Origin of the sequence: Anabaena sp. CA = ATCC 33047, assembly GCF_963870205.1 — a bacterium.
Taxonomy (GTDB): Bacteria; Cyanobacteriota; Cyanobacteriia; order Cyanobacteriales; family Nostocaceae; genus Trichormus.
The window spans coordinates 1-14,492 of record NZ_CAWMSA010000046.1; the positions used below are offsets into that span (position 1 = coordinate 1).

Here is a 14,492-nt window from a genome sequence, read left to right on the forward strand (position 1 = left end):
TAGTCATTAGTCATTAGTCATTAGTCATTAGTCATTAGTCATTAGTCATTAGTCATTAGTCATTAGTTTTTCTCCTCCTGCCCCCTGCCCCCTGCCCCCTGCCCCCTGCTTCCCCTACTCCCTACTCCCTACTCCCTGGTAAAAAGACTTTAAATACCGCCCCTTGGGGTTGATTATTTTCTACGGTGATTGTACCACCGTGGGCTTCAATTGCCATTTTGCAAAAGGCTAAACCTAAACCTAATTGAGATACTTCTGGTATTTGTTTTCCGACTTCGTATTTTTCAAATATACTTTGTTTGAGGTCGTCACGTACTCCTGAACCAAAATCAGCAACTTGAATTGTCACTCCACCTGCACCCGATTGATTTGCCCTCAAGACAACTTGGCTGTTTTTCGGAGAAAACTTGATGGCGTTGGAAACTAAGTTATCTAAAACTCTGCGAAAGATGGCAGCATCTAAATTAATCTGAATTTCAGACGCAGATAATTGACTGATCAGTTGTAGATTTTTTTGTGATGCGATCGCCTCAAAGCTGGCTAATACTGACAGACATATATCACAAACGTTGTTCTTTGTCAAGTTTAAAACCATTTTGCCTGATTCTAACTTAGCCATGAGCAACTGATGGTCAATCAAAGATTGCAACTGCTGTACACTAGAGACAATCTGCTCAATCTTGTTTTGCTGCTTTGCGGCTGGAAAATCAGGTAATTTCAAGATTTCCGTGGCTAGGATAATAGAGGTCAGGGGATTTCGCATATCATGCAACATCATGTTGACCATATCTTCTCGGAACTGAAGCAAAGCCTGTAACTGATCATGTTGCTGCTTAATTCGCAACATTGAATGCACCCTAGCACGTAACTCTAAACCATTAACAGGTTTACTGATAAAGTCATCTGCACCTGCGGCTAGACACTTGGCTACATCTTCTTTTGCCGTTAAGGCTGTCACCATGATAATCGGAATATGCCGCCACTGAGGGTTAGATTTGATGCGTTTGCATACTTCAATGCCATCTACATCTGGCATCATTACATCCAATAAAATCACATCAGGTTGAAACTTTGCTAAACGCTCAATTGCTCGTTGACCATTAGCCGCATAGTTTAAATTATAACCTTCATGAAAAAGCAAGGTTTCAATTACATCAAAATTATCTGGTTCATCGTCAACGACTAAAATGAATGGTTGCTTATCCATTGAGTAGAGAAATTAAGTTGATAATAAGTGTTGAATGATACTTGTTAGCTCTCGGAGTTTGACAGGTTTGTTGACGTACTCATTGGCCCCTGCTTCGAGGCATTTTTCGCGATCGCCTGGCATAGCTAAGGCAGTCAAAGCCACAATGGGAACCTGAGCTAATTCCTGGTGTTCACGGATACGACGGGTAGCTTCTAACCCATCGATTCCAGGCATTTGAATATCCATCAAAATCAAGCTGGGGCGTTGTGTTCTAGCCAATTCCACAGCCGTTTCTCCATCACTAGCCAGTATCAGCCGATACCCTCGACTTTCCAGATAGCTAGAAATAGTTTCAATATTAGCCTGATTATCTTCTGCTAACAGAATTAAGGGTGATTCTGTGGGTAAATCAACGAGTGATGGTATTAACTCTGATGATTGTACATCTGCTGTTAGCGGAGGCAATATAAATTTTTGCGATGTATCAGGTAAACGCACGGTAAAGCAACTACCTTTGCCTACCTCACTACTGACAGTGACATTTCCGCCATGTAATTCTGCGATTTGGCGTACTAAAGCTAGTCCTAATCCTGTGCCGGTATACTGACGATTCAGGCGGCTGTCAATCTGCACAAAGGATTGGAACAACTTACCCATATCTTCTGGAGCAATGCCAATACCTGTATCGATTACCGAAAAACTGATCCAGGTAGATGATTGTGAGGTTGGCGAAGGGGTATTTGCTGAAGGATGAGAGTTTTCCATGCTCTCTCGTCTCACAGCTAAAATTACAGAGCCACCTTCGGGGGTAAATTTTACAGCATTATTGAGCAGGTTAATTAACACTTGCCTGATCCGTCGTTCATCTACAGCAATTTCTGTGACAGTATTTTGAATATTCAAGGTGAGTTGAATTTGTTTCTGAGATGCCATTTGTTTGACAAAAGCCAAACTAGACTCACACAAATAACTGACAGCAACGGCAGCTATTTCTAGTTTGAGTTTACCGGCTTCGATTTTGGCTAAGTCCAAGATGTCGTTAATTAGTTCGAGCAAATGTTTACCGCTACGCTCGATAGTAGTCAAAGCGCGTTGCTGCTTTTGGGTTAAACTACCAAATACACCATCTAGCAAACCTTCCGACATTCCCAGGATAGCGTTGAGGGGTGTACGCAACTCGTGACTCATACTAGCTAAAAATTCATCTTTGAGACGAGTAGCACGGGCTAATTGGTGGTTAGTGTGCAGCAGTTGTTCATTCAAATTAGACAAAGCTGTTTCGGCTCGTTTGCGATCGCTCAGTTCAGTTTGTACCTGTTGATACAAATCCGCTTGCTGAATGGCTACCGATAATTGACTGGCGATTTGCTGAAGTAGATTAGCTTCATCTGGTTGCCATTGACGTTGTGCAGCACAAGCATGAATGCTAATTAGTCCCCAAACTCTGGGACGTTTATTTTCGACTTTTTGGACAATAGGAGCGACAATTTTGGATTTTATCCTTGCTTCCTGCATGAACTCCTTGAGACAATTTCCCCAATCATCATCTTGAGTATCCGTGACGATGCGGACATTACCCTGACGGTAAAACTCATAACATTGTTCTGGGAAGCATTCATCTTGCCATAACATACTGTCTATCATGGGATATTCTGGAACTACAGATTCTTCCAGCACCATCCCACAGCCATTAGTCATCAGCCGAAAAATTAAAGCTCTGTCTGCCTGGAAAGTTTGCCTAATTTCGTTGACGGCTGCCGATAAAATTGATTCTAAATCCAGAGATTGGCGGATATGTTGAGTAATATTCCTCAGTAGTCTTTCACGCTGTGCTTGTTTTTGCAAAATTTCCTCTGCGTGTTTGCGATCGCTAATATCTTGAATCACACCGATTAAATATTCTGGTTCGCCAGAAAGCGACAGCACCAAGGAAATAGTTAAGTAAGCCCAGACAGACTTGCCTTGTTTGTGAATATACCGTTGTTCGCGGGCAAAAGTCTGAACTTCCCCAGATAACAGCAACTGCATTTGTTGTTCACCCACAGCAATATCTTCAGGATGGGTAATCGTAGTAAAGCTTCTGCCCAGCAATTCTGCGGCGGAGTAACCCACAATCTCGCCAAATTTTTGATTCATGCGGGTGAATCTGCCCTGTAAATTCGCTTCAATCATCCCGACATTTGCTTGCTCAAAGGTAGCGCGGAAGCGAGCTTCACTTTCTTTGAGTGCTGCCGTTCGTTGTATGACTTTGGTTTCTAGTTGTTCGTTGAGTTTTTGCAGAGCTTGTGTAGCACGTTGACGTGCTAATTCGGCAGACGCACGCGCTGCAAAAACCCGTAAAGTTGCTTCGATGCGTTCTGGTTCTTCTAAAGGACGGGTATCAAGAATGCAGAGGTTGCCTATGACTACACCATTGTTCTCTCGTAGTGCTACACCTAAGTAGCTTTCTGGCTGTATTCCTTGCAGATGAAAATCTTCGGGGAATTCTTGATAAACTTGATGAGGACAGTAATATATACCCTGTGCCAGTGCCATCTCACAAGGTGTATCAGCTACAACATAGCTGATTGGGGGTTGTAATGCGTTATTGGCAAAAAATCCTAAAGTGTGTAGGCGATCGCCAATCAATTCTGAAACTAAAACGTAGGGGGCATCTAGAGCTTGTGCCGTATAGCGCACCAAAGCCGAGAAAAACTCTGTACCCGTCACCGTGGCAGTACCTTCAACTAGGGTGCGTAAAGATTCTTCGGCACGTTTGCGCCTAGTGATATCAGCACCAGTACCAATCAAGCGATAAATGCGCCCAGTTTCATCCCGTAAGGGTTTGAGTGTCACCAGTACCCAATAGCTGCGATTGGTTTGGGGATTAGTAATGTATTCTTCGTAATAATAAGTTTCACCCAAGTTGACACAAGTTTCGTAGTGTCTTGCTTGTGATTCCCCAAAGGAGTTACCAAACACTTCGATTGGAGTTTTGCCTTGTACTTCTAAAAGGCTAATGCCAAAAAATCTTTCTGCCACAGGATTCCAAACTACATAGCGATATTGCCCCAGACTATCGATTTCTAAGGCAAAAATCGCTTGTTCCACATCTTCATAGATGGCACGCAGAAAACTCTCGCTTTTTTGCAAAGCAATCACCGAACGTTGGCGTTCAATGGCAATCCCGGCAATGTGGGCGGCAAGGGTAATTGTTTTGATATCAGATGCTGTGGGTGTTTTCACTTGGCGATAATATACCGCAAACGTACCCAACACCTGACCATTACTAGCAATAATCGGCGCAGACCAGCAAGCCCGCAAGCCATAACTCAGGGGTGTTTCCTTCATTTGTTGCCAAAGCGGATCATTGGCAATATCGGAGACAATGACTACTTGTCGGCGATAAGCAGCCGTACCACAGGAGCCAACACCCTCACCAATCAGCAAGCCATCACCGATACTGATGTAATCTGGTGGTAAATTCAGGGATGCCGCATGGTGCAACCGACTTTCTTTGTCTAGGAGCATGACACAAAATAAAGCACCATCAAATCCTTGTGCCATACCTGCAATCAAGGTCTGGAGAATATCCGCCAATGCTTCCCCTCTGGCAATTCTGGCAAGAATGCGGTTGTGCATTTCCAATTGTCCGGCGATGCGTTTACGTTCCCGGAGGGCGGCTTGCTGTTCGGTAATATCTGTAATCGTTCCTACATAACCGCTATAATTACCATTGCTATCTACTGTAGGTGTGGCACGCACCACCACACAAGTGATTTTACCCTGTGGAGTTTGATAGCGGCATTCTGTGAAAAATGGCTGTTGCTGACTAACGCTGTCGTACCATTCATGAAAGACGCGATCGCGGTCTTGCGGATGCAAAGCTTGTGACCACTTTGTACCTAATGCCTCCGCCATAGTCAATCCTGCTATTTCTTGCCATTTTTGATTGACGTACTGACAGTTACCTTGGCTATCTGTATAAAATATCCCGGCTGGAGCATTGGCGATGATAGCTGCATAAAACTGCTCACTATTTCTCAAACTGACTTGGCTCTTCTCCTCTAATTGCGATCGCTGTAATTTCCTTTTCTCTAGACACCTCAACGCCTTGATCACATTCTCATAGGTCAATAAACCTTTTATTCTTCCTGTATCATCAACTACAGGTAAATGTCGAATTTGATATTGACAAAATAAGTTGAATGAGCCAGAGAGATTCTCAAACTCAGAATACTGTAAGGTAATTACAGGATGAGTCATTACCTCACCCGTACTGACTTCAGCCCAATTGTATCCCTCCGCACTTAAGCGAACTACATCCTGCTGTGTCAAAATACCTACCAGTTGGCTATTTTCCATCACTAATACACAACTGGCTGGAACTGCGAATCCTAGCCCAGACTGATGCCCATCAGTCGATAGCAAGCTACCGATTCTAGTTTTACTCATTAACCGCAATGCCTCTATTGCTGGCATATCAGCAGTAACCACTAAAGGATGACGGATCATCGCTGCTGTCAGCAGAACATCCACATTATCCCTTTCTGCCTCAGCAATATCGACAGATAGATTCGTATCCATTATGACAACAAAATGAAGAAAATAGCTGGTGATATTGCCAACTCATTAACTTTTATAAACCAAAATAGACATAAATATTACATCAATCATTTATCTTTAGAGAAAATTTATACTAGAGTGGGTTTAATTTCAGGGAATAGGCAACAGGGAACAGGCAACAGGAAGGAATAGGGAACAGGCAACAGGGAACAGGCAACAGGCAACAGTTAGTAGTGGCGTGGCAAGCCTTAAATGTTGCATTAAAACTCTCTTGTGGTACGGGCTAGAAGCCCGTACGGTGCAGGCTAGAGAGCTTACACCACAAGAACTATATTTGTGCATCATTTTAGCCTTGCCACGCTAGTAGGGCGATGCACAGGCCACGATGTTTTTTTATCAAACTATTGGCATTACTTTTGAATTCGTCGCCTTCAGATCACGGTAGGCTACAGCCAACGCGTACAACCACATTCTGGCGGGTCATGATTGCTCAAATTGTACAATGTACTTGACTTACAGTTGTATGGCAGAAAAGATATGTTCAACAGAATGATGGGTAAGACTCGCTATGTAGTCTGTCGCCTGTTTCTACATTTAGGGGGGTCTGATGTCGCCCCAATTTTGGGAGAATTGAATCGCATCGCCAGAGAAGCAATTGATGCTGAGGGTGATTTGCAAGTCATGGGAGAGGGATTAGTAGACCTGTGCGAAACTCTCCTACGCTCTGATGAATACTGGCTTTCTGCTGCTAATGAAGGCGATGTCTTCTGGAATGAAGGCGAAGCGGGAGATTATGTCAATGAATTATTTAGCGATTCTGCCGAAAGATATGGTGCTGATTTAGAGATCAATTCTGATGTTAATCAGCCCTTATCCCTGCCGCCGACACGTAACATCATAGTGATGATTACCGTAGCTTTTGAAGGAGAAGTTCCAGATTTAGAAACTGACTTAGCGAATATTCAGGCGTTGAAGCAAGGGTTAAAAGCCTTAATTAATCTACATTACAATCATAAACTTAGGGCTATTCAAGTACATTTCTCACCCGCACGGTTCGGTGATGAACTGACAAACGATCAGCTATTGCAATATTATCCAGAATTGATACCGTTGTAACTGATGGGGTTGTCCGTACACTGCTCCCTGTGAGAACTTGTTAAGCTCGGAGATAAGCTTATAATGCCATGATCATGTCCATATTACGTAAATTTACATCCTTTGTGTTAGTGGTGAGTTTGTGCTTAACAACTGTCGCCTGTGGCGGAGAAACTCAAACTACCTCTAATAACGGCAATTCTCGCCCAACTTCCACTGCTACTAAGCTCAGTGATGGTCAGTATTCAGTCCAACAAGCCACTTATGATGATGGTTCTGGGGAGTACACTTTATTTTTACTCAACAGTACACCCCCTACATTTAGCACCGAAAAGTTACAAATGGCAAGGCTGACTGACGAAGAAATCAAAGAAGGTAAAAAAACCTATCTGAAGGTTGATAACGGACAGCCAGTTTTGTATTTAACTGAAGATTTTAAAATTGAGTACGTCCACAACGTCACAGAAACTAGAACTAATCCCCAGACAGGGCAACCGCAAACGGTTGTAGTTCGCCAAGAAAGTAACTTCTGGACACCCTTTGCAGGAGCGTTAGCGGGTCAAGCATTGGGTAGCTTATTATTTAGACCTCAGTATTACGTACCGCCTGTTTATCAACCTGGTACTGTACTAACAGGCTACGGTGGTTATGGCAGCAGCTATAACCAAGCTGTTGAGAGTTACCGGACTCGCTATAATTCAGCACCCGCAGCTGTCAAAAATCGGACTGCTTTTAGAACTACAGGCACAATTAGAAGGTCATCTGGTAATTCCAGTACCTCTACAACACGTACTACTACAAACCGTCCTTCTGGTTCTGGTTTTGGTAGCAGTACCCTGCGCTCTTCTGGTAAATCTACTACAAATAAACGCCAACCTAGCGGTAGTAGTTTTGGTAGTGGTCGTTCTCCCGTCCGTCGCTCAAGTGGTTTTGGCAGACGGCGTTAGTTAAGCTAGGGACTGGGGACTGGTGACTGGGGACTGGGAATTGAACATTTTTCGCTTCCCAGTCTTGTAGTCTTGTAGGGTGCGTCAGACTGTTTCAATGCTGTCAATAAACGTATGTTTGATATCTGACGCACCCTACTAATATGCCAGTTGCGTAATATCATGTCCGGCTAATTACTGATGATAAGTTTTTGATGCTGATGTTTTCTCTTTTCTTGTTCCCTGTTCCCTGTTCCCTTTTACAAGGTTGAAAATGCTGACGGGCGAAAATTGATTTATCCGTACTAGAAGCAACAATGAGGACAATTAAATAGAGTCCTGGAATATTAATTTTTATAGTTATTTCTCAGTAGTTAATAGTAGATTAATTCCCAAATTATTCGATTTTATCAGATATTTTCCTATTTTATTTGTAAAAAAATCATACAGTAAATATGTTGAGAAGTTTAGCTAACAGCACCCTTGGTATAAATTAATCAAAAAAAATAGCAACTTGAAATACTTATAACAGACAGACTTAAATCTGCTATCAAAGTGATGTTTTGTACACTTCATTGGTGGGAGCATCCCAATTTTGCAAAAATAACCGCAGCAACACCAAAAACTCTCTGAACTTTCTTACCTTCGTGATCTTTGCGTCCTTCGTGGTTCGTTTCTTCCCAGCCTTTGACATTGGGTAAAAATAAATTTACACATTTGGGATGCTCCCTCATTGGTGGATTTAATGGTGTCAGAGATGAATTTACAACTATAAGACTCTCGCTACAAATTCCGAGAGTTGAATTTATATTGGAGTGTCCGGATTATAGTTCTGCGATTCGCATAATTGTTTAACCATTGAGGGCTTTTAAAACACTATCTGAACTTTTTTAAGCCATCGTTGTATAATTTTTACGGACATAACAAATGCTACGTCGTATACTTAACTTGAGTTTAAGAGAAGTTTTTTACTTGCCATTTATTCGCATTCCATTAGAGTGGAATTATCAAATAGCAAAACAAAAGTATGCGACTCATTTACCTGTTCTGTCTTCAGATGATTTAACTTGTGTGAATTCTCTTAAAAATCAAGGGGTGTTTTTATCATCTCTAGATAAACTAAATCTTGCTTCTACGCCTAAATTGCTTCAGGCATCTCATAGTTTGATACCAGAACTATTAAGGGTAAGTCCTCAAAGAAAAAATCAATATTATATTGAAGCTACACCTACTCAAATTAATAACTATTTAGATATTTTTTTGTGGGGTTTGGAAGAAAAACTGATCAATATTGCAGAAAAGCATCTAGGGTTGCCAGTTTTCTATATGGGGCCTTCTTTTCGGAGAGATTTGGTGAATGGCATGCAAATCAAATCAAGGCGATGGCATATAGATCACGAAGATAGGCACATGCTGAAAATTTTTATTTATTTAAATGATGTCAATGAAGATGGGGGGCCTTTTCAATATATTCCTAGAAATGGCAGTGAGTTAGCAAAGAGGTTAATCAGATACAGACATAGCACTGTTTCAGATAAAGTTATGCAATCAATTATTCCTGCCTGTGAATGGAAGTCAAGCATAGGTAATGCTGGTACTGTAATTTTTGCAGATACAGGTAGCATTTTCCATCGTGGTAAAGTACCTTTAAATTCGGAAAGATTCGTCATTATTTTTTCCTATACTTCTAAATTTCCTAAAAATCCACATTATTGTAAATCGATTTTTTATAAACAACAGTTGAATACATTAGCAAATTCTCTTTCATCACGACAACGGAATTGTCTGTTTATGAGGTAAAATTTAGGCTTAGTTATTAGTCATTAGTCATTAGAGGATGTCTCTTAAGTATCAGATTTTATTCAGTTTCTCCCTTAACCCTTTTAAAAAAGGGGGAAAACTTCTTTAAGGGACTTCCAGATAACAAAAACATCCAAAATTTAGGGTGCGTCAGATAATGTAGGGTGCGTCAGTACGAGAAACTCTAGCTATACCAAGACAATATTCATTCTGACGCACCCTACTAACTGCTATATAACAAGTGCGATCGCTCATCTATGATTAGCAGCGATCGCATTTTAATTTTTATTGCTGATTATGTTATGTTACTTCATTTCTTCAGTAAATTTAACTAAAAAAAAGAAGCGTTTAGATAAATTAATAACCTATTAAGGTATGATAAATGTAGTCATAGGTACATTAATGTGGGAGTTATCTATATAGGCGATCGCTCGGTTGGTAAGACACACTTAGCAATGGAGTTGGCTAACCCTAAACATGAGTACGTAAACGTAATCACTCCAGATTACGAAAATCTCAGTTCCTTGTTACTGGATGACAAGTTGCAGGGAACTAAAGCTACAGATGTGATTTATCAACGTGATTTAGAGATGCAAGTGCGACTACCCACGGGTAATAAACAAGTATTTGTCGATTGGATTGATACACCGGGAGAAGTCTGGCGTAAAAGTTGGCAAGTAGATAATTTTACTGAATGGCAGAAGCTGTTAGAAAATATCCGCAATAGTGAAGGTGTTTTATTGATACTTCCTCCCCATCGAGGAATGAACTTTCAGCCGGGTGTAGAACTAGAGCAATTTCCTAGTCAACAGCAATGGTGTCATCGGTTTGAGCGTTGGGTGGAGTTTTTCAGTCGAGACTGTCCAAAATTAAGACATATTGCTATTTGTTTAAATAAAGCTGACTTGTTTTGTGATTTGCCACAGGAAGCAGCAAAACTGGCTTACAGTCCTTATAAAAATCAAATGAATTGGCAACAACGCCATAGTTATATTTTGCAACGATATTTTAAACCAATTCAATCTCAATTAGCGCAAATTAATCAGAAAATTTCCGGCTTATCAGTGCGCTGTTTTATTACTTCAATTTACCATCGTTCACTTTTAGAATTGCCTTGGATATATCTGGGGAGTTATTTGGCTAAATAATCGAAAAATCATAGATATGGGGAACATTTGCGTTATTGGCCCAATTGGATCGGGTAAAACTACTTATCTAGCGGCGTTAGCTTATCAGCCAGCAAAAGCTGCATGGAAAAAAAATAATTTTCATATTCAACCGATTAATGATGAGACTCGCAAGCTAGTAGATAAAGCTGAAAATATTATTTTAGAAGGAGCATCTTTAGAACCTACCAGTTCTCATGTGAGAAATATCTATGAATTGCCTGTTTACTCATTCAATATTGAAATTAAAAGAAATTTCTCAAAACAACAAATAAACTTAGTGGTGCGAGATTATCCCGGAGAAATATTTGAAGAATTAGAAACAGGTTCATCAAATCCACTGCATGAGGAGTTTATAGAGGAATGCTTAAGTAAAGATGTCAATGGCTGTTTAATTCTGCTGACGGAATGGAAAAAAGGCACTGATAAATTTTATAGTCGAGTTTTGCAACGGTTTATTCAATTAATGGATACTCACGATAGGGCTAATAATTTACGTTTGGCTGTAGCTATGAGTAAGTGTGAACGGGGTGAATTATGGCCAGGTCGTCTAGACCCGGAAGCAGATTTATTTGATATTCACTTACCTAAAACTAAGTCGATTTTAAAAGAGAAAATTCCGGCTCAAAATTTACGATTTTACGCTATATCAACCTTTGGTGTTTTGGGTCGGAATAATCCTAGACCAAATCGGGTGATGGAATCGGGGACTGATGGTGTCCGTTCGGTTTTGCGAGAGGGTAATCGGTGGCGACCTTATGGGATGATTTCCCCTCTCTATTGGCTAAGTACAGGCAAGAGGATGAGAGACGATGCTTAATTGGTTCAAGACAAAAACAGCTAGTTTGGAATCTCAGCAGAGAAATGCGGTGTTGCGGGTGATTGGCGATCGCGGTTCGGGAAAAACTGCATATATGGCATCATTGGCAAGATGGCCTAATGCTGACCCTACTAGCCCTGTACAGACAGTCATACCTGTTGGCGAAGCTGGAGAAGAACTGATTAGTAAAGCGCAGAATATTCTAGAACAAGGGTTACAGTTAGAACCTACGGATTTGACTGCTAATACAGCAGATATCAACGATTACACCTTGAGAATTACCCTGAAAGCTAATATCGGTTCTCAATTAGTCAATCTGAATATTAGCAGCAAAGACTACTCAGGGGAGTTTTTCAGTGACTTGTTGTATCAAGCCGGAAATCCGCAACTACAGGAATATTTAGAGGATTGTTCCCTAGCGACGGGGATAATGTTCTTGGCTGATGGTAGTAGTCGGGGGAAAGATGGGGAATATGCTAATGGGTTAGATAAATTTTTAACTTTGCTTGACCGTACTGATTTGGAATTGGACAAGCGAAGAATCGCTTTTGTATTAACCAAGTGTGAACAACCGGAGTTATGGATAAATCGCCATAGACCGGGGTTTCTGGCTGAGGCTCGTTTCCCTCAAGTTCACAGAAAATTACAGGCTTGGCAGCAGATAGGAAGCGGTAGCGTGGAATACTTTACTACTTCGGCGTTTGGAATGTTGGGGAATAATTTCCCGGAGCCGAATGTGCAGTTACTTAAGCGTGATCGTGGTGGTGTGACAGCAGTAATTAAAGAGCCAAAACGCTGGCGACCATTTGGTTTAGTAGCTCCGATTTATTGGCTGTGTACAGGCGATCGCCACAAAGAATTAGATAAGGGTTAAGCAGATGAGTATTGAAATTCACGAGTTCAGCACAGGTATTAGAGCCGAAAGGACTGCTGATGGTGGTTGGGTGTCCTTGGGATTTACCGGACAGTATATGAATCGCACTCTTGAGCGTATTCCTGAAGTTGTTGAGCGTTCAATTGCTAATCGGGAATTTGCTGTTACAGAGGGAGCAGCTACTGAGCAACCAGCACTGATTGGTCGGGTGGTGGGAACAGGAAACGATGCTTGGTCTGTATTGGCTGTAGTCACACGGGGACGGGATGAAAAAGGGCGTAGTCTCTCCGTGTATCGTTATTTTTTGTGTGAGGGAGAAAATAATCTAAAACTACTAATAGCTGGTTGGGAAAATCAACGTAGACCTACATTTAACCCGTTTGATTATAGAAGTGTTGGACAATTTTACTTCTTTGATGGTTCTTTTGCTCTGCCTGACGTGACACAAGAAGCTAAAAATTTACCCTTACACCAACCTCAACCGACGCTCTTACCACCTGAACAGCGATATGAATTAGAAACTATCAACGCTTTAGCAATTAGAAAATACAACCTTCATCATCAAATTCAGCCTGTTGCATGGGCGTTTAATGTGGAGGCGTTAGAGCAACCCCATCGTTTTCAGGTGATTCAACCAGCAAGCGATCGCGCTTATCAAATTTTGCTCAGGGCGATCGCTCATGTTCCCCAAGTGTCTGTACCAGTAGTTGTAGACGAAGAAGCCCTGAAGTCAGCACTTCGGAGTTTAATGAATAGTTCTCAAGTCAAACCTGAAGCTGTGCGAATAATTGCTGAGGCTGTTGAGCATAAAGATATTACCTCAAAATATTGGCATTCTCTCTTTGATGGGCAAGGAGCAGCAATAGCAATTAGCCAAAAAATTTATAGTCCGCAAATGGTGCGACTGATGACGCTCAGAGCAATGGTAATTCCAGAAACTTTACCAGAGTTTTTAGGTTGGTTGAATGTGAAAGGCGGTAAGAATAAACCAGATGATAATCAAACTATCTCGTTAGAATTTCAAGCCGCTATTCGTAAAGATTTTCCTCAAAATAAACTTCTTGAAGGGCTTAAATTTATTCTTCCTGAATTGCTCAACCAAAATATTACACCTGAAGCTGTTTATTGCTTAATCAAGTCAAAAGGAAGTGCTTGGTTTCCTGTGCATAAAGATTTTATTGTAGAAATATTAAAAGATTTAAAATTGATTTCCGATACGATTCAATCTAACAATAGAGCGAGAATAGAGGGAAGTTCATTTAATTTTTATCTACAGGTTTGGCAAGAATTAATATCATATTATAAAACATATTATACTCAGAAATCAACTAAATCTTATTACAAGCCATTAGCCGAGTTATTTTTGCATTTAGAAGAATATGTCTTAGCCGCTTATTTCTATCAAGTAAGCTATGGTTTAGTACCTAAAAATATATTTGTTACTGCTTTTTCTGAACATAGAGCAATGTTGTTTGCTCCACCCGTTTTAGGTGTAAAAATAAAAAAAGAGCTTAGTTGGTTTGAAACTCTTAGTTATTTACTTATTGATTTTCTATGTCGGGGGTATATTGTGCCAATTAGAACAGTCATTATTCTATCAATATTTCTTTTTGGTAGTGGGTTATTTCTTGGGTTTATTTTACCTAAAAGTGTTTCGCAGTCATCATCATATAGGCAACATACAACATCAAATATAAAACCTTCTTCTAGTGATAAACCTATAAAAGAAGACGATGTAATAGAAGAAGCAATTGCAGATGAAAAGTTTGATAAAACAAAGAAAGCACTTAATACAATTGTTGATACCATTTTTGAAGATAGCAATAAAAATAACAAGAAAATTAGCAAAACTCAGGTTATTACTGAAATTAAAAACACTTTCAAGCTTTCAGAACTGAATTACCCAATTAACGAACTATCCAATCCACAAAGGAGAAACTTAGCTAAAGCTATACATAAATATCAGGAAGACAGGGTAGGTAGTGATTCTGCTACCGCATATATAGAAATAGGCAATCAAACCGCTACATCATTACTCAAAGATTTGAGAAAACACTTTCAACTAAATTAAACAAAT

Annotated in this window: 9 protein-coding genes; 7 read left to right on the forward strand and 2 right to left on the reverse strand. The window is 40.5% G+C overall.

The window, feature by feature from the left end; all coding sequences use genetic code 11:
• Window positions 1-121 precede the first annotated feature (121 nt).
• Both AACS98_RS14980 and AACS98_RS14985 read right to left on the reverse strand, forming a co-directional pair.
• Window positions 122-1,207 (reverse strand): hybrid sensor histidine kinase/response regulator, encoded by a 1,086-nt coding sequence (locus AACS98_RS14980; RefSeq protein WP_066381204.1) that lies wholly within the window; start codon window positions 1,205-1,207, stop codon window positions 122-124.
• A gap of 12 nt (window positions 1,208-1,219) precedes the next feature.
• Window positions 1,220-5,755 (reverse strand): PAS domain S-box protein, encoded by a 4,536-nt coding sequence (locus AACS98_RS14985; RefSeq protein ID WP_066381206.1) that lies wholly within the window; start codon window positions 5,753-5,755, stop codon window positions 1,220-1,222.
• Window positions 5,756-6,271: 516 nt separating this feature from the next.
• On the opposite strand from AACS98_RS14985, the gene AACS98_RS14990 reads away from it, so the two are divergent.
• From AACS98_RS14990 to AACS98_RS15020, 7 genes are all read left to right on the forward strand, one after another.
• Window positions 6,272-6,850 carry a DUF1517 domain-containing protein gene (locus AACS98_RS14990; protein WP_066381208.1) on the forward strand — a complete coding sequence of 193 codons (579 nt, stop codon included), beginning with the start codon at window positions 6,272-6,274 and terminating at the stop codon, window positions 6,848-6,850.
• A gap of 68 nt (window positions 6,851-6,918) precedes the next feature.
• Window positions 6,919-7,776, forward strand: coding sequence for a hypothetical protein (locus AACS98_RS14995; RefSeq protein WP_066381210.1), 858 nt, complete (start codon window positions 6,919-6,921; stop codon window positions 7,774-7,776).
• Window positions 7,777-8,682: 906 nt separating this feature from the next.
• Window positions 8,683-9,555, forward strand: coding sequence for a hypothetical protein (locus AACS98_RS15000; protein ID WP_066381216.1), 873 nt, complete (start codon window positions 8,683-8,685; stop codon window positions 9,553-9,555).
• Between the two features lie 404 nt (window positions 9,556-9,959).
• Window positions 9,960-10,703: a hypothetical protein gene (locus AACS98_RS15005; protein WP_066381217.1), complete on the forward strand. Its 744-nt coding sequence runs from the start codon at window positions 9,960-9,962 to the stop codon at window positions 10,701-10,703.
• A 16-nt stretch (window positions 10,704-10,719) separates the two neighbouring features.
• Window positions 10,720-11,541 carry a TRAFAC clade GTPase domain-containing protein gene (locus AACS98_RS15010; RefSeq protein ID WP_066381218.1) on the forward strand — a complete coding sequence of 274 codons (822 nt, stop codon included), beginning with the start codon at window positions 10,720-10,722 and terminating at the stop codon, window positions 11,539-11,541.
• Window positions 11,534-12,415, forward strand: coding sequence for a TRAFAC clade GTPase domain-containing protein (locus AACS98_RS15015; protein ID WP_066381219.1), 882 nt, complete (start codon window positions 11,534-11,536; stop codon window positions 12,413-12,415). Before AACS98_RS15010 ends, AACS98_RS15015 begins: the two co-directional genes overlap by 8 nt.
• 4 nt (window positions 12,416-12,419) lie before the next feature.
• A complete protein-coding gene (locus AACS98_RS15020) occupies window positions 12,420-14,486 on the forward strand; it encodes a hypothetical protein (RefSeq protein WP_066381220.1) in 2,067 nt (688 codons plus the stop codon).
• Window positions 14,487-14,492: the final 6 nt, after the last annotated feature.